This is a genomic window from Pseudomonas fluorescens (assembly GCF_902497625.1).
In the GTDB taxonomy this organism is placed as follows: domain Bacteria; phylum Pseudomonadota; class Gammaproteobacteria; order Pseudomonadales; family Pseudomonadaceae; genus Aquipseudomonas; species Aquipseudomonas fluorescens_BQ.
Window position 1 is genome coordinate 167,296 of record NZ_CABVGX010000004.1, and the last position, 23,744, is coordinate 191,039.

General features: G+C 59.2%; 22 protein-coding genes. 16 read left to right on the top strand and 6 right to left on the bottom strand.

Annotated elements, in window-relative coordinates; genetic code table 11:
- The first annotated feature begins 20 nt into the window (after positions 1-20).
- From F8N12_RS04440 to trpE, 10 genes are all read left to right on the top strand, one after another.
- Positions 21-2,414: a PAS domain S-box protein gene (locus F8N12_RS04440; RefSeq protein ID WP_150579353.1), complete on the top strand. Its 2,394-nt coding sequence runs from the start codon at positions 21-23 to the stop codon at positions 2,412-2,414.
- Positions 2,415-2,517: 103 nt separating this feature from the next.
- Positions 2,518-3,147: a response regulator transcription factor gene (locus F8N12_RS04445; RefSeq protein ID WP_003210977.1), complete on the top strand. Its 630-nt coding sequence runs from the start codon at positions 2,518-2,520 to the stop codon at positions 3,145-3,147.
- A 341-nt stretch (positions 3,148-3,488) separates the two neighbouring features.
- Positions 3,489-4,613 carry an ABC transporter ATP-binding protein gene (locus F8N12_RS04450; RefSeq protein WP_150579354.1) on the top strand — a complete coding sequence of 375 codons (1,125 nt, stop codon included), beginning with the start codon at positions 3,489-3,491 and terminating at the stop codon, positions 4,611-4,613.
- A 43-nt stretch (positions 4,614-4,656) separates the two neighbouring features.
- Complete coding sequence (locus tag F8N12_RS04455; RefSeq protein WP_150579355.1) at positions 4,657-5,700, top strand: ABC transporter substrate-binding protein; 1,044 nt, start codon at positions 4,657-4,659, stop codon at positions 5,698-5,700.
- 172 nt (positions 5,701-5,872) lie between these two features.
- The gene (locus tag F8N12_RS04460; RefSeq protein ID WP_150579356.1) at positions 5,873-7,120 is read left to right on the top strand and encodes an ABC transporter permease; all 1,248 of its coding nucleotides are present in this window, start codon (positions 5,873-5,875) and stop codon (positions 7,118-7,120) included.
- Between the two features lie 12 nt (positions 7,121-7,132).
- Entirely contained in the window at positions 7,133-7,957 is an 825-nt protein-coding gene (locus F8N12_RS04465; protein WP_150579357.1) for an ABC transporter permease, read from the top strand.
- 217 nt (positions 7,958-8,174) lie between these two features.
- Positions 8,175-9,323: an iron-containing alcohol dehydrogenase gene (locus tag F8N12_RS04470; RefSeq protein WP_150579358.1), complete on the top strand. Its 1,149-nt coding sequence runs from the start codon at positions 8,175-8,177 to the stop codon at positions 9,321-9,323.
- 90 nt (positions 9,324-9,413) lie between these two features.
- Entirely contained in the window at positions 9,414-10,088 is a 675-nt protein-coding gene (rpe, locus tag F8N12_RS04475; protein WP_150579359.1) for a ribulose-phosphate 3-epimerase, read from the top strand.
- Positions 10,085-10,903: a phosphoglycolate phosphatase gene (locus F8N12_RS04480; RefSeq protein WP_150579360.1), complete on the top strand. Its 819-nt coding sequence runs from the start codon at positions 10,085-10,087 to the stop codon at positions 10,901-10,903. Before rpe ends, F8N12_RS04480 begins: the two co-directional genes overlap by 4 nt.
- Before the next feature lie 71 nt (positions 10,904-10,974).
- Entirely contained in the window at positions 10,975-12,456 is a 1,482-nt protein-coding gene (gene trpE / locus F8N12_RS04485) for an anthranilate synthase component I (protein ID WP_150579361.1), read from the top strand.
- 166 nt (positions 12,457-12,622) lie between these two features.
- Here trpE and estP read toward each other — a convergent pair whose 3' ends face one another.
- Positions 12,623-14,530, bottom strand: coding sequence for an esterase EstP (gene estP, locus F8N12_RS04490; RefSeq protein WP_150579362.1), 1,908 nt, complete (start codon positions 14,528-14,530; stop codon positions 12,623-12,625).
- 406 nt (positions 14,531-14,936) lie between these two features.
- Between estP and F8N12_RS04495 the strand changes: the two genes are divergently transcribed.
- The 4 genes from F8N12_RS04495 (at position 14,937) to F8N12_RS04510 (ending at position 18,295) form a co-directional block, all read left to right on the top strand.
- Complete coding sequence (locus tag F8N12_RS04495; protein ID WP_150579363.1) at positions 14,937-15,530, top strand: aminodeoxychorismate/anthranilate synthase component II; 594 nt, start codon at positions 14,937-14,939, stop codon at positions 15,528-15,530.
- Positions 15,531-15,539: 9 nt separating this feature from the next.
- Positions 15,540-16,589 carry an anthranilate phosphoribosyltransferase gene (gene trpD, locus F8N12_RS04500; protein ID WP_150579364.1) on the top strand — a complete coding sequence of 350 codons (1,050 nt, stop codon included), beginning with the start codon at positions 15,540-15,542 and terminating at the stop codon, positions 16,587-16,589.
- A complete protein-coding gene (gene trpC / locus F8N12_RS04505; protein WP_150579365.1) occupies positions 16,586-17,422 on the top strand; it encodes an indole-3-glycerol phosphate synthase TrpC in 837 nt (278 codons plus the stop codon). Before trpD ends, trpC begins: the two co-directional genes overlap by 4 nt.
- A gap of 171 nt (positions 17,423-17,593) precedes the next feature.
- Entirely contained in the window at positions 17,594-18,295 is a 702-nt protein-coding gene (locus tag F8N12_RS04510) for a biotin/lipoate A/B protein ligase family protein (RefSeq protein ID WP_150579366.1), read from the top strand.
- On the opposite strand, the gene crp is transcribed toward F8N12_RS04510, so the two are convergent.
- On the bottom strand, positions 18,292-18,936 hold the full coding sequence (gene crp / locus F8N12_RS04515; protein ID WP_150579367.1) for a cAMP-activated global transcriptional regulator CRP: 645 nt from the start codon (positions 18,934-18,936) through the stop codon (positions 18,292-18,294). The two genes, F8N12_RS04510 and crp, sit on opposite strands and share 4 nt — an antisense overlap.
- Before the next feature lie 247 nt (positions 18,937-19,183).
- Between crp and F8N12_RS04520 the strand changes: the two genes are divergently transcribed.
- Together F8N12_RS04520 and speD are read left to right on the top strand one after the other, a co-directional pair.
- Positions 19,184-19,606 carry an OsmC family protein gene (locus tag F8N12_RS04520; protein WP_150579368.1) on the top strand — a complete coding sequence of 141 codons (423 nt, stop codon included), beginning with the start codon at positions 19,184-19,186 and terminating at the stop codon, positions 19,604-19,606.
- Positions 19,607-19,844: 238 nt separating this feature from the next.
- Positions 19,845-20,639 carry an adenosylmethionine decarboxylase gene (gene speD / locus F8N12_RS04525; RefSeq protein WP_150579369.1) on the top strand — a complete coding sequence of 265 codons (795 nt, stop codon included), beginning with the start codon at positions 19,845-19,847 and terminating at the stop codon, positions 20,637-20,639.
- Positions 20,640-20,757: 118 nt separating this feature from the next.
- Here the strand turns inward: speD and coq7 are convergent, their stop codons facing one another.
- From coq7 to F8N12_RS04545, 4 genes are all read right to left on the bottom strand, one after another.
- Entirely contained in the window at positions 20,758-21,405 is a 648-nt protein-coding gene (gene coq7, locus F8N12_RS04530) for a 2-polyprenyl-3-methyl-6-methoxy-1,4-benzoquinone monooxygenase (RefSeq protein ID WP_150579370.1), read from the bottom strand.
- Between the two features lie 80 nt (positions 21,406-21,485).
- Positions 21,486-21,824, bottom strand: a complete 339-nt coding sequence (locus tag F8N12_RS04535; protein ID WP_150579371.1) for a histidine triad nucleotide-binding protein — start codon at positions 21,822-21,824, stop codon at positions 21,486-21,488.
- Positions 21,825-21,902: 78 nt separating this feature from the next.
- Positions 21,903-22,691, bottom strand: a complete 789-nt coding sequence (locus tag F8N12_RS04540) for an SDR family NAD(P)-dependent oxidoreductase (protein WP_150579372.1) — start codon at positions 22,689-22,691, stop codon at positions 21,903-21,905.
- Positions 22,692-22,752: 61 nt separating this feature from the next.
- Positions 22,753-23,727 carry a DUF805 domain-containing protein gene (locus F8N12_RS04545; protein ID WP_150579373.1) on the bottom strand — a complete coding sequence of 325 codons (975 nt, stop codon included), beginning with the start codon at positions 23,725-23,727 and terminating at the stop codon, positions 22,753-22,755.
- Positions 23,728-23,744 lie beyond the last annotated feature (17 nt).

Consider the following 23,744-nt stretch of genomic DNA (forward strand, 5'->3'; position numbering starts at 1 on the left):
TGTCAGTGTATGAGACTTCGATGATGCGTTTTCGCTGCCTGTGGGTTATCGGCTGTTTGTTGTTCCCCTTGACGGGGTGGACGGCGCCCGCGCCACCGTTACATGTCGCACAATTGTCGGCGAGCCAGCACGAATGGCTGGCGCAGCGCGACCAATTGCGCGTCGGCGTTGTACTGCAAGCGCCCTACGCACAATACGATCGTCGCCTGCAGCGACTGTCCGGGGTCAATGTCGAGCTGATGAAATGGCTGGCCAGGGCACTCAAGGTCGAGCTGAGCTGGCGTAATTTCCCCGACCTTGCGCAATTGGAAGCAGCGGCTCGCGATGGCGAGATCGACCTCGCGCCCGGCTTGACCCAAACCCCCGCAGGACTGCGCCTGTGGCAATTTTCCGATCCGTACATGCGCGTGCCGCAGCTGCTGGTCAGCGATCAAAAGGGCAGCGGCGCGGTCGAGCTGGAAAAACTTGACAGCCAGACCCGCGTTGCCGTGCGCATGCCTGGTGTCACCGCCGATTACCTGCGCAGCAACTATCCGCAACTGAATCTGCAAGGCGTGCCCGTCGAGCGTCAGGCCTTGCAGTTATTGTTGAGTCAGCAGGCCAGCTACGCAGTGGTCGACGAAGCGCAGTTGGGGCGCCTTACGGTCGAACCGGAGTTCGCCGCACTGGTGGTGGTGGGTGACATCGGTCTGCCGCAGCTGTTGCGCGTAGCGACGCGCCGGGACTGGCCGGAACTGGCCGCTATTGTTGAAAGCGCGCTGCGGGCCATTCCAGCCAAAGACCTGGAACAATTGCACAATCAGTGGCTGAAACCTCAATACCCGCGGCTGACAGACTCGCCGGGTTTCTGGCAAAACCTGTGTCTGCTGTTGGCAGTGTTGATGTTGAGCAGCATGGCGATCGTGTCCTGGCAGCGCCGTCAGCAACACAGTCTGGAGCAACGACTGCTGACGGCGCGCGCAGACATTGCCTTGCGCGCCGCCAGCGAGGAAGCGTTGCGACTTACCCAGTTTTCCATCGATCAAAGCACTGTCGGCATTCTCTGGGTCAACTGGGACAGCCATGTGCGCTATGCCAATCGCGCCGCCGAAACGATGCTGGGTTATCCGCCCGGTGGCGTCATCGACCGGCCGCTGATCGATTTCGAGCCCGGCCTGCACATGGACCGCTGGCTCAACCTGTGGAAACGCGCGCGGGCCAGCGAAGAAGGCCCGCCAAGTTTCGAAACCAATTGCCTGCGCGCCGACGGCAGCGTTTTGCCAACAGATGTTTCGCTGAGCTTTTTGCGCTTCCGCGAGGGCGAATACCTGGTGGTTTACCTCAACGACGTCACCGAGCGCCGACGCGCACTGGCGGCTTTGCAGGAGAGCGAAGCGCGGCTGCAAGGCATTGCCGCCAATGTCCCGGGCCTGGTCTTTCGCCTCGAGCGCGCGCCGGTGACAGGTCAGATCGATTTTGCCTACATCAGTGAGGGCAGCGAGAGTCTGGTGGGCTACTCGCCGGCCACCCTGGCCCATCGCGACACAGGCCTGCGCAGCCTGGTGCACCCGGACGACAAGGTGAGTTATCACCAGACGCAGGACCACGCGCTGGATACCGACAGTGACTGGTCGTGGCAAGGTCGCATCCTCACGCGTCAGGGCGAACAACGCTGGGCCGAGATTAAAGCGATCACCCGCCGCCTTGAAGACGGCGCCTATGTCTGGGACGGCATTGTCTGGGACATCAGCGAAAGCAAACGTATAGAACTGGAGCTGGCCAGCTCCCGCGAGCAATTGCGTGAGCTGTCGGCGCACCTGGAAAGCGTGCGCGAGGAAGAAAAGGCGCGTATCGCCCGCGAAGTGCATGACGAATTGGGACAGATGTTGACGGTGTTGAAGCTGGAAACGTCCATGTGTGAACTGGCCTACGCACAACTCGATCCAGGTCTGAACGAACGCTTGAACAGTATGAAGCGCCTGATCGCTCAACTGTTTCAGCTGGTGCGCGATGTCGCCACTGCACTGCGCCCGCCGATCCTTGATGCGGGGATCGCCTCGGCCATCGAATGGCAGGCCCGTCGATTCGAGGCGCGCACTCAGATCCCATGCCTGGTGCAAGTGCCGGAGAATTTGCCGGTGCTTAGCGATGCCAAGGCAGTGGGCTTGTTCCGTATCCTTCAGGAAGCGCTGACCAATGTCATGCGCCATGCCCAGGCGCATACTGTCGAACTGACTTTGACGCTGGAAGGCGAAGAGTTGTGCCTGACAGTGAGTGATGATGGCGTAGGATTTGTGCCCGCCGTCGGCAGGCCGGCATCCTTCGGGGTTGTGGGCATGCGTGAACGGGTGTTGATCATGGGCGGGCGGTTGTGGCTGGAGAGTGAACCGGGTGAGGGCACGACGTTGAGCGTGCGGGTGCCGGTGGACCGCTGAACGATCGCAGCCTTCGGCAGCTCCTACGCTGAGCGCGTACCCCGTAGGAGCTGCCGAAGGCTGCGATCCTTACCGGCAATCAACCCATTTAGAGGAGAGGCAAGTGATCCGTGTACTGGTAGCCGAAGATCACACCATCGTTCGCGAAGGCATCAAGCAATTGATCGGCCTCGCCAAGGATTTGCTGGTAGTGGGGGAGGCGAGCAATGGCGAGCAACTGCTCGAGACCTTGCGGCATGTTCCCTGCGAAGTGGTGTTGCTGGACATTTCGATGCCCGGAGTAAATGGCCTGGAAGCGATCCCGCGCATTCGCGCGTTGAACAATCCGCCGGCGATTCTGGTGCTGTCGATGCACGACGAAGCGCAAATGGCCGCCAGGGCGTTGAAAGTCGGTGCAGCGGGCTATGCGACCAAGGACAGCGATCCGGCGTTGTTGCTGACGGCAATTCGCAAGGTTGCGGCGGGCGGGCGCTACATTGACCCGGACCTGGCGGACCGCATGGTCTTCGAAGTCGGTCTGACCGATTCGCGACCCTTGCATTCTTTGTTGTCGGAACGCGAATTCTCGGTGTTCGAACGTCTGGCCCAGGGCGCTAACGTCAACGATATCGCCCAGCAACTGGCGCTGAGCAGCAAGACCATCAGCACCCACAAGGCGCGGCTGATGCAAAAGCTCAACATCACCTCGCTGGCTGAGCTGGTGAAATATGCGATGGAGCACAAACTGCTCTGAGCCGCGCCGCCTTGCTTATGTGGGCTAGCCTGCTGGCGATTACGGAATGTCCGTCACTGCAATGTTGGCTGACTGATTGCAATCGCTAGCAGGCTAGCTCCCACAGGTTCAGTGTTGGCATATCCATTTGCGACACTCCGTAAACCTGCTTTTGCCTCTACTTGCCGCTTGCGGCTTGAAACTTGACGCTGCGTTTGCCAAAACGCGCCATCTCTGTAGGGCAATCCCTACCCCCAACCTTCCATCCGGCTGAGGCGATTCTCTCCTGCGCCCCGATTTGCGTGCTCTGCGGCGTCCACTAGGCTTAATCCACAGCAGTCATCAATAACAAAGGTGTGGGTATGAGCCAGGTCGATTCAAGCGCAGGGGCCAGTGACGTTCTGGTCAGCTTTCGTGGAGTGCAAAAAAGCTACGACGGCGAGAACCTGATCGTCAAAGACCTCAACCTGGACATTCGCAAAGGTGAGTTTCTGACCTTGCTCGGGCCGTCCGGCTCCGGCAAGACCACTAGCCTGATGATGCTCGCCGGTTTCGAAACCCCCACCGCCGGCGAGATTCTGCTGGCCGGGCGCTCCATCAACAATGTGCCGCCACACAAGCGTGACATCGGCATGGTGTTCCAGAACTACGCGTTGTTCCCTCACATGACGGTCGCCGAGAACCTGGCCTTCCCACTGAGCGTGCGCGGCTTGAACAAGAGCGATGTCAGCGACAAGGTGAAAAAGGTCCTGAGCATGGTTCAGCTCGATACCTTTGCCCAGCGTTATCCGGCGCAATTGTCCGGCGGTCAGCAACAGCGCGTGGCCCTGGCCCGTGCGTTGGTGTTCGAACCGCAACTGGTACTGATGGATGAACCGCTCGGTGCACTCGACAAACAACTGCGCGAACACATGCAGATGGAAATCAAACACCTGCACCAGCGTCTTGGCGTGACAGTGGTCTACGTGACGCACGATCAGGGTGAAGCCTTGACCATGTCTGACCGCGTCGCCGTATTTCATCAAGGTGAAATCCAGCAGATCGCTCCGCCGCGCAGCCTTTACGAAGAACCGAAAAACACCTTCGTTGCCAACTTCATCGGCGAGAACAACCGCCTCAACGGCCGCTTGCATAGCCACACGGGCGATCGTTGTGTGGTCGAGCTCGCGCGCGGTGAAAAGGTAGAAGCGCTGGCCGTCAACGTCGGCAGGACCGGCGAGCCCGTCACGCTGTCGATTCGCCCGGAGCGCATCAGCCTCAACGGCTTGAGCGAATCTTGCGTCAACCGCTTCTCAGGGAGGGTGGCGGAATTCATCTATCTGGGCGATCACGTCCGGGTTCGCCTGGAAGTCTGCGGCAAGACCGACTTCTTTGTGAAACAACCGATTGCCGAGCTCGACCCCGGGCTGGCCGTCGGCGACGTGGTACCGCTTGGCTGGCAAGTCGAACACGTTCGCGCGCTCGATCCGCTTTTAGAGGCGAATTGATCGCCCCCTGCTACACCAACCCTGCACGTGGAGAGAACAATAAATGTTGAGATCCCTGAAATTCACCGCCCTGGTTGTCGGCATGATCGGCGCGGCACACGCAATGGCGGCGGGCCCGGACCTGACCGTGGTGTCCTTCGGCGGGGCGAACAAGGCCGCGCAGGTCAAAGCCTTCTACGCACCGTGGGAGGCGGCGGGCAACGGCAAGATCGTCGCCGGCGAATACAACGGTGAGATGGCCAAGGTCAAAGCCATGGTCGACACCAAGAGCGTGTCCTGGGACCTGGTGGAAGTTGAATCGCCGGAACTGTCCCGTGGCTGCGATGAAGACATGTTCGAGCAACTCGACCCGGCGCTGTTCGGCAAGGCTGAAGACTACGTCAAGGGCGCAATTCAGCCGTGCGGCGTGGGCTTCTTCGTGTGGTCGACCGTGCTGGCCTACAACGCCGACAAACTGAAGACGGCTCCGACCAGTTGGGTGGATTTCTGGGACACCAAGCAATTCCCGGGTAAACGCGGCCTGCGTAAAGGCGCCAAGTACACCCTGGAATTCGCTTTGATGGCCGACGGCGTGGCGCCGAAAGACGTCTACAAAGTGTTGGCCGGCAAAGACGGGCAGGATCGCGCGTTCAAGAAACTCGATGAACTCAAACCAAGCATTCAATGGTGGGAAGCCGGCGCGCAACCGCCGCAGTACCTCGCCTCCGGTGACGTGGTCATGAGCTCGGCCTACAACGGCCGGATCGCTGCCGTGCAGAAAGAAAGCAACCTGAAAGTGGTGTGGAACGGCGGCATCTACGACTTCGACGCGTGGGCGATTCCTCGTGGCCTGGACCCTAAGCGCGCAGAAGCGGCGAAGAAATTCATCGCCTTCTCGGTGCAGCCGCAGCAGCAGAAGACCTATTCGGAAAACATCGCCTACGGCCCGGCCAACACCCAGGCAGTACCGCTGCTGAACAAGGATGTCCTGAAAGACATGCCGACCACTCCGGAAAACATCGCCAATCAGGTGCAGATCGACGTCAGTTTCTGGGCTGACAACGGCGAGCAACTGGAGCAGCGCTTCAATTCCTGGGCTGCGAAATAATCACAACCCACTGTGGGAGCGAGCCTGCTCGCGAAGAGGGCATAACATTCAACATTTATGTTGATTGATCCACCGCTTTCGCGAGCAGGCTCGCTCCCACAGGTTGCGGTGTTTCAACACAACAGAGGCGGTACGCCGCCTCTGTAATGATCAAAGATTTCCGGAGTACGCCATGGCCACCGCCATTCCCGTGAACGCGGGCACAGACCCCACCTTGAAGCAGCGGCTCAAGCATGCCGAGCGGATCAACCGCTGGAAGGCCCAGGCCTTGATTGCGCCGCTGGTGATTTTCCTGCTGCTGGTGTTCCTGGTGCCGATCGTGGCTCTACTCTACAAAAGCGTCGGTAACCCGGAAGTGGTCGGCGGCATGCCGCGCACCGTGGCGGCCATCGCCAGTTGGGACGGCCGTGGTCTGCCCGCAGAGCCGGTCTACAAAGCGGCCAGCGAAGACCTCGCCGAGGCGCGCAAAAATCAGACCCTGGGCGATCTGTCCAAGCGTCTGAACATGGAACTGGCCGGCTATCGCAGCCTGCTGACCAAAACCGCCAGGGCGCTACCATTCGCCAGCGAACCTTCCTCCTATAAAGAAGCACTGGAAGGTCTCGACGAGCGTTGGGGCGACCCGGCCTACTGGCAAGCGGTGCGCCGCAACACCAGCAGCATCACCCCGTATTATTTGCTGGCGTCGGTCGATCACCGTATCGACGACCTCGGCGAAGTCGCACCGGCCACGCCCGATCAGGCGATCTACCTGGACATCTTCGCGCGCACGTTCTGGATGGGTTTCGTCATCACCGTAATCTGTCTGGTGCTGGCATATCCGTTGGCGTACTTGCTGGCCAACCTGCCGTCGCGGCAAAGCAACCTGCTGATGATTCTGGTCCTGCTGCCGTTCTGGACCTCGATTCTGGTGCGCGTCGCCGCGTGGATCGTTTTGCTGCAGTCGGGTGGCCTGATCAACAGCGGCCTGATGGCATTGGGCATCATCGATAAGCCACTGGAGCTGGTGTTCAACCGCACCGGGGTCTACATCTCGATGGTGCACATCCTGCTGCCTTTCATGATTCTGCCGATCTACAGCGTGATGAAAGGCATCTCGCCGACTTACATGCGCGCGGCGATTTCCCTTGGCTGCCACCCATTCGCCAGTTTCTGGCGGGTGTACTTCCCGCAGACGTACGCCGGAGTCGGCGCCGGTTGCCTGTTGGTCTTCATCCTCGCCATCGGCTACTACATCACCCCGGCATTGCTGGGCAGCCCGAACGATCAGATGGTCAGCTACTTCGTCGCCTTCTATACCAACACCAGCATCAACTGGGGCATGGCGACCGCGCTCGGTGGGTTGTTGCTGTTGGCGACCGTGGTGCTTTATCTGATCTACAGCTGGCTGGTGGGCGCCGGTCGTCTGCGCCTGAGCTAAGGGAGAATCGAAATGCTGAATCCTTATATGTCGCCCATCGAACGGGTGTGGTTCTACAGCTTGCGGATTCTCTGCGGCTTGATTTTGTTGTTCCTGATTCTGCCGGTGCTGGTGATCATCCCGCTTTCGTTCAACTCCGGCAGTTTCCTGGTGTACCCGCTGCAAGGATTTTCGCTGCAGTGGTATCACGACTTCTTCGCCTCGGCAGAGTGGATGCGTGCGCTGAAGAACAGCATCATCGTCGCCCCGGCGGCGACGGTGCTGGCGATGATCTTCGGCACCTTGGCAGCGATTGGGCTGACGCGCGGCGACTTCCCGGGCAAGGCACTGGTGATGGCGCTGGTGATTTCGCCGATGGTGGTGCCGGTGGTGATCATCGGTGTGGCGAGCTATCTGTTCTTTGCACCACTGGGTCTGGGCAACAGTTTCTTCTCGCTGATCGTGGTGCATGCTGTGCTCGGTGTGCCATTTGTGATTATCACGGTGTCGGCGACGTTGCAGGGGTTTAACCATAACCTGGTACGGGCGGCGGCCAGTCTCGGTGCTTCGCCGTTGACAGCGTTCCGCCGCGTGACCTTGCCGCTGATCGCACCGGGCGTTATCTCGGGGGCGCTGTTCGCCTTCGCGACGTCGTTCGATGAAGTGGTGGTGACGTTGTTCCTCGCCGGTCCCGAGCAAGCGACGTTGCCGCGGCAGATGTTCAGCGGTATTCGCGAAAACCTGAGTCCGACCATTGCAGCGGCGGCAACGCTGTTGATTGCATTTTCGGTGATCCTGCTACTGATCCTGGAATGGCTGCGCGGTCGCAGCGAAAAACTGCGCACTGCGCAGGTCTGAAGCTATTACTCGATCCATTGTGGGAGCGGGCTTGCTCGCGAAGGCGATTTCACATCCAACATTGATGTTGACTGTCACACCGCTTTCGCGAGCAAGCCCGCTCCCACAGGGGTTGGGCGTTGGCTCCGAACAGTCATTCACCCCCTGAATAGCAGACAACCCGAAATCCCCAGCTACTATTGTGCCCAGCTCCCCTGCCTATAAGAGGCTGCGCACCATGAGTCTTTCCTCTTTCAAAATCGCTCACAAACTGATCACCGGCGCCGCTGCCATCGAGCAACTCGCCGCTGAACTCACTCGCCTCGATGTCGACAACCCGCTGATCGTTACCGACGCCGCACTGGTCAAATCAGGCACGGTCGAGCTGGCGCTGGCGCAGTTGGGCGGGCGCAGCTATGAGATATTCGACCGCGTCCTGCCCGACCCGGAAATCGCCATTGTCGAAGATTGCATGCGTGCCTACCGCGACGGCGGGCATGACGGGTTGATCGGGCTCGGGGGTGGCAGTGCGATCGACATTGCCAAAAGTGTCGCTGCCTACGCCGGCTACCACGGCGCGCTGGAGGACTTGTTCGGCGTCGACCAGGTGCCGCGCAAAGGACCGCCGCTGATCGCCATCCCGACCACCGCCGGCACTGGTTCGGAAGTTACCAACGTGGCGATCCTCTCCGACAAGGTCGCGCAGTTGAAAAAGGGCATCGTCAGCGACTACCTGTTGCCGGACGTTGCACTGGTCAGCCCGCAAATGACCCTGACCTGCCCACGCAGTGTCACCGCGGCGAGTGGCGTCGACGCGTTGGTGCACGCCATCGAATCGTATCTGTCGGTCAACGCCTCGCCGATCACTGACGCGCTGGCCATCGGCGCCATCAAGCTGATCGCCAAGGCGCTGCCCAAGGCCTATGCCAATCCTTCCCACCTGCAGGCGCGCGAAGACATGGCCACCGCAAGCCTCATGGCCGGCATGGCGTTCGGCAATGCCGGGGTCGGCGCGGTGCATGCGTTGGCGTATCCATTGGGCGGGCGCTTCAACATTGCCCACGGCGTCAGCAATGCGTTATTGCTGCCCTACGTGATGACCTGGAACAAAATGGCCTGCGTCGAGCGCATGCAGGACATTGCCGAAGCAATGGGCGTGAAGACCGCGCACTTGAGCGCCAACGAAGCGGCCGACAAAGCCGTCGAAGCGATGACCGCCCTCTGCTCCGCCGTAGAAATTCCTGTCGGCCTGCGCAGCTTCAACGTACCAGAAGAAGCGATCCCGGCCATGGCGGCAGAGGCGGCGGGGATCGAACGTCTGATGCGCAACAACCCACGCAAATTGAGCGCGGCCGATATCGAGAAGATCTACCGGGCTGCCTACTAGTCGGACCCAATCATCGCAGTCACGGTGCGCGCGCCAAAGCATGAGGTATACAATGCGCGCCATCGTGATTCTGTCCAAAAAAGGTGCGTCATGCAGCCCTTCGTCATTGCTCCGTCGATTCTCTCCGCCGACTTCGCCCGCCTGGGTGAAGAAGTGGACAACGTCCTGGCCGCTGGCGCCGACTTCGTGCACTTCGATGTCATGGACAACCATTACGTCCCGAACCTGACCATCGGCCCGATGGTCTGTGCGGCGCTGCGCAAGTATGGCGTCACCGCGCCCATCGACGCCCATCTGATGGTCAGCCCGGTCGACCGCATCGTCGGCGACTTCATCGAAGCCGGCGCGACCTACATCACCTTCCACCCGGAAGCCACGCAGCACGTCGACCGTTCCCTGCAATTGATCCGCGAAGGCGGCTGCAAATCCGGCCTGGTGTTCAACCCGGCGACCCCGCTGGATGTGCTCAAGTATGTGATGGACAAGGTCGACATGATCCTGCTCATGAGCGTCAACCCGGGCTTCGGCGGACAAAAATTCATCCCTGGCACCCTCGACAAGCTGCGCGAAGCTCGGGCCTTGATCGATGCGTCCGGGCGTGACATTCGCCTGGAAATCGACGGCGGCGTGAACGTGAACAACATTCGTGAAATCGCCGCTGCCGGCGCCGACACCTTTGTCGCCGGCTCGGCGATCTTCAATGCGCCGAACTACCAGGAAGTGATCGATAAGATGCGCTCCGAACTGGCGCTCACCCGCCCATGAGTGGCTTTGAGCAGCTGTTCCCGGGGCGTTTGCCGCGGCTGGTGATGTTCGATCTGGATGGCACACTGATCGATTCGGTCCCGGACCTCGCCGCGGCTGTGGATAACATGCTGCTCAAACTCGGGCGTGCGCCCGCCGGTCTCGAATCAGTCCGCGAGTGGGTCGGCAACGGCGCACCGGTCCTGGTTCGTCGGGCACTGGCAGGTGGAATCGAGCATTCCACGGTCGACGACGTTGAAGCTGAGGTCGCGCTGGATATTTTCATGGAGGCTTACAGCGAAAATCACAACCTGACCGTCGTTTACCCCGGCGTGCGCGACACCCTGAAGTGGCTGAGCAAGCAGGGCGTCGAAATGGCGCTGATCACCAACAAACCGGAACGCTTCGTCGCGCCGTTGCTGGACCAGATGAAGATCGGCCGTTACTTCAAATGGATTATCGGCGGCGATACTCTGCCGCAGAAAAAGCCTGACCCTGCGGCACTGTTTTTTGTGATGAAAATGGCCAATATTCCCGCCTCGCAATCCTTGTTCGTCGGGGACTCGCGCAGCGATGTGCTGGCGGCGAAAGCGGCGGGGGTCAAATGCGTGGCCCTCAGTTATGGCTACAACCATGGCCGGCCAATCGCCGAAGAATCACCGGCGCTGGTGATCGACGATTTGCGCAAATTAATTCCCGGTTGCCTGGATCTGGCCTCTGGGATAACGTTGCCCGACGCTGCTCAACCCTATTCTGGAAACGCCATCGTGGTGGTCACTCGCAAACTCTGGATGAAAGTCATCAAGGCCCTGGCCCGCTGGCGTTGGCGCGCCTGACTTGATCCTGGCCGGTATCCCGGCGCATTTGCATACCTGACCGTTACAACCTCAAGCCACGAGGCTACCCCATGATCCGCGAAGAATTCCTGCGTTTGGCCGCTGCCGGCTACAACCGCGTCCCGCTTGCCTGTGAAACCCTGGCCGACTTCGACACACCGCTGTCGATCTACCTGAAACTGGCTGACAAGCCCAATTCCTACCTGCTTGAATCGGTACAGGGCGGAGAGAAGTGGGGCCGTTACTCGATCATCGGCCTGCCATGCCGCACCGTGCTGCGGGTGCATGACCATCATGTCAGCGTGACCCATGACGGCGTCGAGATCGAAAGCCACGACGTCGAAGATCCGCTGGCGTTTGTCGAAGCGTTCAAGGCCCGTTACAACGTGCCGACCATCCCCGGTCTGCCGCGCTTCAATGGTGGCCTGGTGGGTTATTTCGGTTATGACTGCGTGCGCTATGTGGAAAAGCGCCTGGGCAAATGCCCGAACCCGGATCCGCTGGGCGTGCCAGACATTCTGCTGATGGTCTCCGACGCCGTGGTGGTCTTCGACAACCTCGCCGGCAAGATGCACGCGATTGTCCTTGCCGATCCGTCGCAGGACGATGCCTTCGAGCAAGGTCAGGCTCGCCTGGAAGAACTCCTGGAGCAACTGCGCCAGCCGATCACCCCGCGTCGTGGCCTGGATTTCAGCAAGCAGCAAGCGGCTGACCCGGTGTTCCGTTCGAGCTTCACGCAAAGCGACTACGAAAAAGCCGTCGACACCATCAAGGAATACATCCTCGCCGGCGACTGCATGCAAGTCGTGCCGTCGCAGCGTATGTCGATCGACTTCAAAGCGGCCCCGATTGATCTGTATCGGGCGCTGCGTTGCTTCAATCCGACGCCGTATATGTACTTCTTCAACTTCGGCGACTTCCACGTGGTCGGCAGTTCCCCGGAAGTGCTGGTGCGGGTCGAAGACAACCTGATCACCGTGCGCCCGATTGCGGGCACTCGTCCACGTGGAGCCACCGAAGAGGCCGACGTCGCGCTGGAAAAAGACTTGCTGTCCGACGACAAGGAAATCGCGGAGCACCTGATGCTTATCGACCTTGGGCGCAACGATACCGGTCGCGTTTCGGAGATCGGTTCGGTGAAGCTCACCGAGAAAATGGTAATTGAGCGTTATTCCAACGTGATGCACATCGTCTCCAACGTCACCGGGCAACTGAAGGCCGGGCTGACCGCGATGGACGCACTGCGGGCGATTCTGCCGGCGGGCACCTTGTCCGGTGCGCCGAAAATCCGCGCGATGGAAATCATCGACGAGCTGGAGCCGGTCAAGCGCGGTGTCTATGGCGGCGCTGTCGGTTATTTCGCCTGGAATGGCAACATGGACACCGCCATTGCGATCCGCACAGCGGTGATCAAGAACGGCGAACTGCACGTGCAAGCCGGTGGCGGCATCGTCGCCGACTCGGTGCCGGCGCTCGAATGGGAAGAAACCCTGAACAAACGCCGCGCGATGTTCCGCGCGGTGGCGCTGGCCGAGCAAACGCCGGACGCTTGAACTTGCAACGAGCCTCTGTGGCGAGGGGCCTTGCCCCCGTTGGTCAGGCAACATCAATGTTGGCGGTGATGCACCCATCTCGAGCAAGCTCGCTCCCACAGGGGCTTCATCAGCACAAAAAAAAACGCGGCACCTGCGAGGCGCCGCGTTTTTTTATACCCGCGATTCAGAAATCCAGCGCAACCCCGACATTGAGGCCCTGCTGGGTGAAATCATCATCCTTGCGAAATGTATAACCACCGCGCAACGCCAGGTCGGCCGTCAACTTATGGGTAATCCCCAGGCTCACACGATTCAAATGACTTTGCGGCGTATAGCCATCCAGTCTGAAATCGAGCGAGGGCAGGCTGTTGAGGGCGATGTTCACTTTCTGCGTGTCATCTTCGTATTCACGTTCGTGGGCGTATTCTCCGAAGACCTGCGTCTGCGGGGTGATCTGGTATTTACCCTGCAATCCCGCGCCCAGGCGTTTTGAATCACGCTCTTGATCATCGAAGCTCAACGCGGTGGAGCGGTTGCTGTTCTCCGAGTAACCGTCAACTTCCACCTTCGCATAGTCGGCGCTGATGAACGGCGACAAATGCCAATCGCTGCCCGGTTGTGCAATGTCATAACCCAGACGCGTGCTGAACGCCCACAGATGACCGTCGGTGTCACCTTTCTCCGCACCCTCACCGGGGCCGAGGTCAAACTTGCGCTTGAGGTTGTCGTAGTCCAGTTTCCCGCCGGTCAACGCGGCATCGGCCCACCAGCGATTCTGTTGAAACTGGGCAAACACGGTCGCCAGATAGCTGTTCAGTTTGTAGTCCGAATCGTTACTGCCAGCTTGCAGATTCTGCCGATAGAAGCCCGCCGCAACGCCCACCCGCCAGGCTTCATTGAGACGGTAGCTGCCACCGATGTTCAGGTTGGCACCACTGCCATCGGCGCTGGCGCCGCTGCTTTGGCTGTCGACATCCAGATGCTGGCCGCCACCGGCGACGATCGCCCGCCATTGACCAATCGCCTGCCAGTCCTGCCAATCCGATTGCCATTGACTGCGCAGTTCATCCTGATGCGCACGTAATGTGGCGTGAGCCATTTCCGGCAAGAGTGTCAGTTCCCAAGGCGCCGCCAGCAGGGAGTAAGCGTAATCGGCAATCAGCCGCTGCCCGGACTCGGTCGGGTGCACGCCATCGTTGTAAACCAGCTTGCTCGGATCCGGCGTGGCGCTGTTGATGCCATACAGCGGATTCTCCACGCAGCCGTTGCCGCTGAAGCAGGTGCCGATCAGGTTTTGGCCGGTAGCCAGGCCAAATCGCGCCGGGTCAGCAAAGGTTTCCTGCAACAGAAGCGGCACGTTGAGGGGGATGATATCGGCGTCGATTCCTGCCAGTCGAGTGACCAGCTGCCGATTGAAGGCGGCACTCAGCTGTGAAGTGCCGGCTTGCAGGGGCGTGCCATTGATGGCCGGGGTCAGGCCCAGGTCCGGCAGCAGCCAGACCATCACATAGCGGGCGCCGGCGGTTTGCAGGACTTGCACGCTATCAGCCAGCCGGTCTGCCGCAGCGTTGGCCTGTGCGCCGCTTTGCACGCGCCCCTGAAGAAAATCGTTGCCCCCTCCGGACAGGTAATAAAGAGCATTCGGATCGGCGCGAAAACCATTGCCCGGCAGATAACCCTGACGCGCACGTTCACCGGTGGCGGAGGCGGTGGTGATCGACGTCAGGATCTGATCGGTGCGGTAACCACCCACGGCCCAGTTATTACCGTCCGGCAAACCTTGGCCGGCACGTGCGGCCGATGTTGATGCCGCGGTCTGGTCCGGCGAGAAGCCAAGCCTGCCGCCCAGCAACTGCGTCGAGTTGGCGGTAAAGACTTCACCACTGCCGTCCTGATAAAGCGGTCCGATACGGTTGGTGAAGCGCACGGTTGAACCGGCAGGTCCGCCAGCGTCGGTAAACTGCCCGGCATCGTTCAGGCTGTCGCCAAATACAATGAAGTTCGAGTAGGGGTTGGGCGTCGCGATCGCCTGGGTGCAGGCCATGGCGAGCAAGCAGCCTGCGAGCGGTACAGCCAGTTTCTGTCTAGGCATGGGCAAATCCGTTTTGTTATTGTTTTGGTGAGTGAAACGACAGTGCCAAAAACTATAGAGCGTGTTGCCGTCTGGCGCGAACCTGCTGGAATGTCAGACGCGCTTCAATCGCCCATATTGCACGCTCTGCCCAGCTAAGTTACTGTGCCCGGACGCATAAATGAGACCTTCCCCGTGTTGATCGTCAGCAAGCTACTGGATCAAGTCATCAAGGCACACGCCCGTTGGCGTTGGCGCGCCTGAATCCTTCTGCCGGCTTGGCCGGTTTTTCATCGCTTTGCCTTCCATACCCGCAAGACAAACCGCTTTGAGGCGCGATTCCAGCGACCGACAAAGCGCAGGACGCTGCGGGCAACGCATCCGAAGGCTGAACTGAAGTCAGTGAATTCAAGAGGTTTTTAACGCCATGTTGCTGATGATCGATAACTACGACTCTTTTACTTACAACGTTGTGCAATACCTCGGTGAGCTTGGCTCTCAGGTCAAAGTCGTGCGCAACGATGAACTCACCATCGCCGAAATCGAAGCCCTCAACCCCGAGCGGATTGTCGTTTCCCCCGGCCCGTGCACACCAAACGAGGCCGGTGTCTCGATTGACGTGATCAAACACTTTGGCGGCAAGCTGCCGATTCTCGGCGTCTGCCTCGGCCATCAATCGATTGGCCAGGCCTTTGGCGGCGATGTGGTCCGCGCCCGCCAGGTCATGCACGGCAAGACAAGCCCGGTATTCCATGAAGACAAAGGCGTGTTCGCAGGACTGAATCATCCGCTGACAGTTACGCGCTATCACTCGTTGATCGTAAAGCGCGAGACTTTGCCCGACTGTCTGGAGCTGACTGCCTGGACTCAGCATGATGACGGCGCTGTTGACGAAATCATGGGCTTGCGCCACAAGACGCTGAACATCGAAGGTGTGCAGTTTCACCCCGAGTCCATCCTCACCGAACAGGGCCACGAGCTCTTCGCCAACTTCCTCAAACAAACCGGCGGCACGCGCTAAGGACTTTCCATGAATATCAAGACAGCCCTGAGCCGAATCGTCGATCAGCTTGACCTCAGCACTGAAGAAATGCGCGATGTAATGCGCGAAATCATGACCGGGCAATGCTCGGACGCGCAGATTGGCGCGTTCATGATGGCCATGCGCATGAAGAGCGAAAGCATCGACGAGATCGTCGGCGCGGTGTCGGTCATGCGCGAGCTGGCAGACAAGGTCGAACTGAAAACGCTTGATGGCGTGGTTGATGTGGTCGGCACCGGCGGCGACGGCGCGAACATCTTCAACGTTTCAACCGCATCCTCGTTCGTGGTGGCGGCCGCCGGTTGCACGGTCGCCAAACACGGCAACCGTGCAGTGTCGGGCAAGAGCGGCAGCGCCGATCTGCTTGAAGCAGCCGGTATCTATCTGAACCTGACGCCGGTCCAGGTCGCGCGTTGCATCGACAACGTTGGTATCGGTTTCATGTTCGCGCAGACTCATCACAGTGCGATGAAACATGCCGCCGGCCCCCGCCGCGAGCTGGGGCTGCGCACCTTGTTCAACATGCTCGGCCCGCTTACGAATCCGGCCGGCGTGAAGCATCAAGTGGTTGGCGTATTCAGTCAGGCGTTGTGCCGGCCGTTGGCTGAAGTCTTGCAGCGTCTGGGCAGCAAGCATGTCCTGGTGGTGCATTCCAAGGACGGCCTCGACGAATTCAGTCTGGCAGCGCCGACCTTTGTCGCGGAATTGAAGAATGACCAGGTCACCGAGTACTGGGTCGAGCCTGAAGACCTGGGCATGAAAAGCCAGAGCCTGCACGGCCTGGCGGTCGAAAGCCCGGCAGCTTCGCTTGAACTGATTCGCGATGCCCTCGGCAAGCGCAAGACCGAGAACGGTCAGAAAGCCGCCGAAATGATTGTGCTCAATGCCGGTGCGGCGCTGTACGCCGCCGACCTGGCGAGCAGTTTGAAAGAGGGCGTTGCCCTGGCGCACGATGCGCTGCACACCGGCCTCGCTCGGGAAAAGCTTGAGGAGCTGGGTGCATTTACCGCGGTATTCAGAGTGGAGAATGAGGGATGAGTGTACCGACGGTTCTGGAAAACATTCTGGCGCGTAAAGTCGAAGAAGTCGCCGAGCGCAGCGCTCGTGTGAGTCTCGCCGAGCTGGAAAATCTGGCCAGGGCGGCCGATGCACCCCGTGGTTTTGCCCAGGCACTGATCGCTCAGGCCAAGCTGAAAGAGCCGGCGGTGATCGCTGAAATCAAAAAGGCATCGCCAAGCAAAGGCGTAATTCGAGAGGACTTCGTCCCTGCCGACATCGCCAAAAGCTACGAAAAGGGCGGCGCAACCTGCCTGTCGGTGCTGACCGATATCGATTACTTCCAGGGTGCCGATGCGTACTTGCAGCAGGCTCGGGCTGCCTGCAACCTGCCGGTGATCCGCAAGGATTTCATGATCGACCCTTACCAGATCGTCGAAGCGCGTGCGTTGGGTGCTGACTGCGTGCTGTTGATCGTCTCCGCACTGGACGACGTGAAAATGGCAGAGCTGGCGGCAGTCGCGAAAAGCGTCGGTCTCGACGTACTGGTGGAAGTCCACGACGGTGACGAACTGGAACGGGCTCTGAGAACCCTGGATACGCCGCTGGTAGGCATCAACAACCGCAACCTGCATACCTTCGACGTCAATCTGGAAACCACGCTGGATCTGTTACCGCGTATACCGCGTGATCGTTTGGTGATTACTGAAAGCGGCATACTCAATCGGGCCGACGTTGAACTGATGGAAATCAGCGACGTGTACGCGTTCCTGGTAGGTGAGGCGTTCATGCGTGCTGAAAACCCTGGCAGCGAATTGCAGCGTTTGTTCTTTCCAGAGCGCGGTGTTTTGGTGAGTGGTTCTACCCTCGACTGAGGGTGGGTGCCGGCCCCATCGTCGGAACGCAGCGCGGACCAGGCTCGCTCCCACAGTTGATCACCATTGTCTGAAAAAGCACGGACCAATGTGGGAGCGAGCCTGGTCCGGGCGGCGTTCGACGATGCGGGCATCAGCAGCATCCCGACTTCACGATTTACGGAGTCTCCAATGTTTCAGCCAGTTTCTCTCACCGTTGAAGTCGGCCTGCAAGCCGAACAGGATCTCCTCGCCCAGGTCTGCACCGGCGACGCGCAGTTCAGCCTGCTCTTCTGGCAACCCAGCGACCGCGCCCTGGTCATGCCGCGCCGCTTGAATCGCCTGCCCGGTTTCGAGTCGGCTTGTGAAGTATCTGCAGCCTCCGGCTGGCCGGTGCTGCTGCGCGAAACCGGCGGCGAGCCCGTCCCGCAGTCCTCATCAACCATCAACATTGCGCTGGTCTACGCACCTCCACGCAGCGAGGGCGATCAGAACCGCATCGAAAGCGCCTACCGCCGACTCTGTGATCCGATCTGTCAGGTGCTCGATGAACTGGGCGGCGTTTCTTCGCTGGGTGAAATCGATGGCGCATTCTGCGATGGCCGTTTCAACGTCAACCTTGACGGACGCAAGATGGTGGGTACCGCTCAGCGCTGGCGTCAAAGCAAGGGTGGTACGCGGCCGGTCGGATTGGTTCACGGTGCCATGTTGCTGGAGAATGAGCGCGAGTCGATGGTCGCGGCCGTCAACCGCTTCAATGAGGCCTGCGGCCTCGAGCAGCGGGTTCGCGCCGAGAGCCACATCGCCCTCCATGAAAAATTCAATGCCCCGGATGCACTTGAACGGCTCGATGTGTTGTACCGGCAGTCGCTGGCGCAGATGTTCGAGGTTTAACGCGTACCGAAAACCACCATGGTCTTGCCTTTGACGTTCACCAGGTTGCGCTCTTCCAGATCCTTGAGCACCCGGCCGACCATTTCCCGAGAACAGCCGACAATCCTTCCGATTTCCTGACGCGTGATCTTGATCTGCATGCCGTCGGGGTGCGTCATCGCGTCTGGCTGTTTGCACAACTCCAGCAGGCAGCGGGCGACGCGTCCGGTGACGTCGAAGAATGCCAGGTCACCGACCTTGCGTGTGGTGTTGCGCAGGCGTTGTGCGATTTGTCCGCTGAGGACGTAAAGAATCTCGGGGTCATGCAAGGACAGTTCGCGAAATTTCGCGTAGCTGATCTCGGCGACTTCGGATTCGATTTTCGCCCGCACTCCGGCACTGCGCTGCTGCTCGTGACCGGCCTGCTCGAACAAGCCGAGTTCGCCAAAGAAATCGCCGGAGTTCAGGTAGGCGATGACCATTTCACGACCGTCATCGTCTTCGATGAGGATGGTGACTGAACCCTTGATGATGAAGAACAGCGTTTCCGAGCGGTCCCCGGCACTGATGATGTTGCTCTTGGCCGCATAACGGCGACGCTGGCAATGCATCAGCAGTTTGTCGAGGTTTTTGATTTTGGGTGTTGGGGCAATAGCAACCATGGTTGTATCCCGAAAAGACTGCACGGCGTATTTGATATTTTTTGTGGTTGCTGGCGAATGCTGCAGAACGGTTCGCCGCGAAGCTGGCTATGCGCCAGCGGATTGGCGTCAGCTTACCAGACACGTCCAGCAACATTCGAGCATTTACCTTACCGGGCGGACGGATATGTCCTAGGACTGGTCAGGCCTGTCAACCCAAGGCCCTGTGCTAAGCTGGCGACCCTTTTTATACAGTGGAGTCTTGGCGATGAAGGCACGCATCCAATGGGCTGGCGAAGCCATGTTCCTCGGCGAATCCGGCAGCGGTCATGTCGTGGTCATGGACGGTCCGCCCGAGTCCGGTGGTCGTAACCTGGGGGTTCGTCCGATGGAAATGCTCTTGCTCGGTGTTGGCGGTTGCAGCAATTTCGACGTGGTCAGCATCCTCAAAAAGTCCCGTCAGGCCGTCGAGAGCTGCGAAGCCTTCCTGGAAGCCGAGCGCGCGAGCGAAGATCCGAAGGTCTTCACCAAGATCCATATGCACTTCGTGGTGAAGGGGCGAGGCCTGAAAGAAGCGCAGGTCAAGCGTGCCATCGAACTGTCCGCCGAGAAGTACTGCTCAGCGTCGATCATGCTCGGCGCGGCCGGGGTTGAGATTACGCACGATTACGAAATCGTCGAACTCGGTTGAATCGACATTCAACTATCATAAAAGCAGTGCAGACTCTGGCGATCCCACGCTGACGTCTGCATAATGCGCCACTTTTTTCAGGGTAGTGGTCGGTCAGTCGACAGACCTCGCACCCGGACAGACAACCAAAATCGCCATCGCGAAGAGGTGTTAACCGTCCTACGCAGGTGCGTCGTTCGCATCTGACGGGCATGCTTGATCACGCGGCCGGGCCGCAATACATAGAGAGTTTTTAACGGTGAAAAGCAAACTCAAGCTCCACGGGTTCAATAACCTGACAAAGACCTTGAGCTTCAACATCTATGACATCTGCTACGCGGAAACCCCGCAAGACCAGCAGGCTTACGTCGAGTACATCAATGAAGAGTACAACGCGAAACGCCTGACGCAGATTCTCACAGAAGTTGTCGATATCATTGGTGCCAACATCCTGAACATCGCCAGTCAGGATTACGATCCACAAGGCGCCAGCGTCACGATTCTGATCTCTGAGGAGCCGGTGACTCCGACCGACAGCCAGATCGAAGAATCGCCGGGCCCGTTGCCTGAAATTATCCTGGCCCACCTCGACAAGAGCCACATCACAGTGCACACCTACCCGGAAATTCACCCGGTAGACGGTATTGCAACTTTCCGTGTGGACATTGACGTGTCGACCTGTGGCGTCATTTCACCGCTTAAAGCGCTCAACTTCCTGATTCACCAGTTCGATTCGGACATCGTGACCGTGGATTATCGCGTGCGCGGGTTCACTCGTGACGTCGAAGGCAAGAAGCATTTCATCGACCACGAGATCAACTCGATTCAGAACTACCTTTCCGAAGACACCCGCGACGCGTACCAAATGACCGACGTGAACGTGTACCAGGAAAACCTGTTCCACACCAAAATGTTGTTGAAGAACTTCGAACTGGATAACTACCTGTTCGGTGACGCGACCAACAATCTGTCCACCGAACAACGTGCGCAAGTGACAGATCGTGTGAAACACGAAATGCTCGAAATCTTCTACGCACGCAACATGCCGACCTAAGATTCCTGGTGTACAAAAAAGGCGACTTCCTCACGGCAGTCGCCTTTTTCATATCTGTCGCATGACCCGTGGGAGCAAAGCTTGCCCGCGAAGAGGCCTTCAGCCAGGCCGCTATCTTTCAGATCCGATAAGTACTCTTGGTCATGACCTTCGCCAACAGGCTCATCCCGAACCGGACCGGCGCCGGAAAACGAAATCCGCCTGCGTCCAGTGCACTTTCAGCGTGATGTTCTTCATCAATACGCATCTGCTCAAGAATCGCCCGGGACTTTTCATCTTCGGCAGGCAATTGTTCGAGGTGCTCGTTCAAGTGTTTGCAGACCTGGTGTTCAGTCGCTGCAACAAAACCCAGGCTGACTTTGTCGCTGATCAGCCCGGCCACGGCGCCGATTCCGAAAGACATGCCATAGAACAGTGGGTTGAGAATGCTGGTATGGCTGCCTAACTGATGAATACGTTGCTCGCACCAGACCAGGTGATCGATCTCTTCTTCAGCAGCGTGTTCCATGGCGGCGCGCACTTGCGGCAGCTTGGCCGTCAGTGCCTGACCCTGATAGAGCGCCTGGGCACAGACCTCGCCGGTATGATTGATGCGCATCAGACCCGCGACGTGGCGAGTGTCTTTATCGCTCAGTTGCACTTCCGGCTGCACGATGGCCGGCGACGGACGATACGGTTGGCCACTGGAAGGCAGCAGGGTGCGCATGGCGGCATCGGCTTGCAGCAGAAGACGGTCAATGGGCGAATAGTGACGTTGGGTAGTCATGCTGACCTCCGGGAAAAATCTCGGCGTCCAGTTTAACGCAACAGGCCGCCGAAGGTTTGCGCTGGGTCATCCGTGTTCTATCAACCCGGCGGCCAGTTCATCTGGCGCTGACCCAGCACGTGCATGTGAATGTGATAGACAGTTTGCCCACCGAGTTCATTGCAGTTCATGACCACGCGGAAACCTTCTTCGCAGCCCAGTTCCAGCGCCAGACGTTGCGCGGTGAACAGAATGTGCCCGGCCAACGCCTTGTCCTCCTCGGTGAGGTCATTGAGGGTGCGCACAGGTTTTTTCGGAATCACCAGAAAATGCACCGGTGCTTGTGGGGCGATGTCGTGGAAGGCCAGAACCTGGTCGTCCTCGTAAATGATCTTCGCCGGAATTTCCCGGTTGATGATCTTGGTAAACAGAGTATCCACAGTTGTTTTCTCCGTTGTAGGGGCTGGCCTGAGTGTACTCAGGAGAAATGCAGCAGCCCAGAATTTTGCTTCAGGCCTTCAGCGAGGACAGTAAGCCTTGTTGATCCGACCGGCGATCGTGCGGTTCAGCCAGCGCGAACCGAAACGGGGCAGGAATGCTGTCCAGCGGTTGCGCCGGCCGGGAATAATGATCGCGCGATTTTTTTCAAGTGCCCGCACGGTATAGAGTGCAACTTCCTCAGGGCTCATCAGCCGGTTATGGTCCTTGAGCTTGTCAGTGTTCAATTGTGCGGTACGGAAAAAAGCCGTCCGGGTCGGACCGGGGCACAGCACTGAAACCTTGACCGCGCATTTTTTCAGCTCGACACGCAATGCCTCGGAAAAATGCAGTACGTAGGCTTTGCTTGCGTAGTAAGTGCTCATCCAGGGGCCCGGCTGAAAAGCTGCGATCGAGGCGACGTTCAGAATTTGCCCGCCCCCCTGTAATGCCATTGTATTGCCAACGGCGTGACACAGGCGCGTGAGGGCCAGAATGTTGACCTCGATCAGATCTTGCTCAGTCATCCAGTCCTGCGCCAGGAAAGGTCCGCAAGTGCCGATGCCGGCACAGTTGACCAGCAGATCAATCTGCCGGTCGCCTTCTTCCAGTTCCAGCAGAAATCCGGACAATCTCAGCGGCTCACCGAGATCGCAGGCACGAAACAATACTTCCACGCCGAACCGTTGAGTCAGTTCAATCGCAATGCTTTCCAGCTGGTCACGCTGTCGGGCCACCAGAATCAGGCTGCGGCCTCGGCGGGCCAAGGCCTCGGCCATCGCCAAGCCGATGCCGCTGGAGGCGCCAGTGATCAGAGCGTAACGGGTCATGCAATTCTCCATCTCAACAGCTCCGCGCCGGCAACGCAGTGTCGGGAGCGGGGAGCGCTGTTCATTCTTTCGCAGAGTCTACAGGTGGCGCGGCTTCTTCGGCTGAATCCTCGACTGCATCGGGCACCGGCTCAACTTCCACGGCAGTTGGATCTTCGATCTCATCGGTGGTCATGGAGTCACTTTCGTAGGTACTTTGAGCAGCGCTTTCATACTCGCTCTGGATGGCGGTGAGGCCACCGGCCAGCCCACCGATGAATCCGAGAGCGATGAACACCAGCCAAAGTGCAGCCAGTACTTTGACCGCAGTGGTGTTGGGCGGAGCAGGTGGACCATAGCGATTGGCGGTAGCATTGCCGGGCATCACCATGATCACAAGCGGGAAAATGCTCCCGACAAAAGGCACCAGGATCAGCAGCCACAGCCAGCCGGACCAGCCGATATCGTGCAGCCTCTGGATCATGAACAGCACAGTGGCAATCGCGAGTACCACCACCAGAATGAAGGCCAGCAGGCCAACCAGAATCAGGCCCGCAGTGGAATCCGAACTGATCAGGGCAAAGCCGAACATGGCAAACACGCTGCCGATGCCGAGCGTCACCAGCGTCAGCACCATGGTCCAGGCCAGGTAGCGCAAGCGACCGATGCGGCCGTCTGTACTGAACGGCTTCAGCGCTGCAAACGCCGGCAGGGCATCGCCGACAGCTGCCCGCGGTGGCGCGTAAGGCGAAGAAGGCTCTGCCGATAGGTGATTATCAGGCGCGGCATGCTCGTGGACATCGGCCAGGCTGAGCTCGATCGACGGCTCGCTTTCGATTCGCGCATCAATGCCGGTTTTTTTCAGCGCTTGAAGATAAATCTGCGCATCTGCCTGTGACAGATCGCGCTTGAGTGCAACCGGTCGGCCACTGAACAAGCGCTCGATGGAGGCGACATCGCTTTTGAACAGGTCGGACAGATTGAGTTTGGCAGTCGTGATATCCACGCCTGGCAGCAGAGCGCCGTCGAAGACGATTTTGAAACGGTTTTCGCTCATTGCGAGGCATCCTTGTC

What these genes read in the sequence shown, in the direction of transcription:
- rpe (WP_150579359.1), top strand. Translation starts at nt 9,414, where the DNA reads ATGCAGCCCTTCGTCATTGCTCCGTCGATTCTCTCCGCCGACTTCGCC.
- F8N12_RS04450 (WP_150579354.1), top strand. Translation starts at nt 3,489, where the DNA reads ATGAGCCAGGTCGATTCAAGCGCAGGGGCCAGTGACGTTCTGGTCAGC.
- F8N12_RS04455 (WP_150579355.1), top strand. Translation starts at nt 4,657, where the DNA reads ATGTTGAGATCCCTGAAATTCACCGCCCTGGTTGTCGGCATGATCGGC.
- F8N12_RS04520 (WP_150579368.1), top strand. Translation starts at nt 19,184, where the DNA reads ATGAAGGCACGCATCCAATGGGCTGGCGAAGCCATGTTCCTCGGCGAA.
- F8N12_RS04465 (WP_150579357.1), top strand. Translation starts at nt 7,133, where the DNA reads ATGCTGAATCCTTATATGTCGCCCATCGAACGGGTGTGGTTCTACAGC.
- F8N12_RS04480 (WP_150579360.1), top strand. Translation starts at nt 10,085, where the DNA reads ATGAGTGGCTTTGAGCAGCTGTTCCCGGGGCGTTTGCCGCGGCTGGTG.
- trpD (WP_150579364.1), top strand. Translation starts at nt 15,540, where the DNA reads ATGAATATCAAGACAGCCCTGAGCCGAATCGTCGATCAGCTTGACCTC.
- F8N12_RS04510 (WP_150579366.1), top strand. Translation starts at nt 17,594, where the DNA reads ATGTTTCAGCCAGTTTCTCTCACCGTTGAAGTCGGCCTGCAAGCCGAA.
- F8N12_RS04440 (WP_150579353.1), top strand. Translation starts at nt 21, where the DNA reads ATGATGCGTTTTCGCTGCCTGTGGGTTATCGGCTGTTTGTTGTTCCCC.
- F8N12_RS04540 (WP_150579372.1), bottom strand. Translation starts at nt 22,691, where the DNA reads ATGACCCGTTACGCTCTGATCACTGGCGCCTCCAGCGGCATCGGCTTG.
- coq7 (WP_150579370.1), bottom strand. Translation starts at nt 21,405, where the DNA reads ATGACTACCCAACGTCACTATTCGCCCATTGACCGTCTTCTGCTGCAA.
- estP (WP_150579362.1), bottom strand. Translation starts at nt 14,530, where the DNA reads ATGCCTAGACAGAAACTGGCTGTACCGCTCGCAGGCTGCTTGCTCGCC.
- crp (WP_150579367.1), bottom strand. Translation starts at nt 18,936, where the DNA reads ATGGTTGCTATTGCCCCAACACCCAAAATCAAAAACCTCGACAAACTG.
- F8N12_RS04545 (WP_150579373.1), bottom strand. Translation starts at nt 23,727, where the DNA reads ATGAGCGAAAACCGTTTCAAAATCGTCTTCGACGGCGCTCTGCTGCCA.
- F8N12_RS04460 (WP_150579356.1), top strand. Translation starts at nt 5,873, where the DNA reads ATGGCCACCGCCATTCCCGTGAACGCGGGCACAGACCCCACCTTGAAG.
- F8N12_RS04470 (WP_150579358.1), top strand. Translation starts at nt 8,175, where the DNA reads ATGAGTCTTTCCTCTTTCAAAATCGCTCACAAACTGATCACCGGCGCC.
- trpE (WP_150579361.1), top strand. Translation starts at nt 10,975, where the DNA reads ATGATCCGCGAAGAATTCCTGCGTTTGGCCGCTGCCGGCTACAACCGC.
- F8N12_RS04495 (WP_150579363.1), top strand. Translation starts at nt 14,937, where the DNA reads ATGTTGCTGATGATCGATAACTACGACTCTTTTACTTACAACGTTGTG.
- trpC (WP_150579365.1), top strand. Translation starts at nt 16,586, where the DNA reads ATGAGTGTACCGACGGTTCTGGAAAACATTCTGGCGCGTAAAGTCGAA.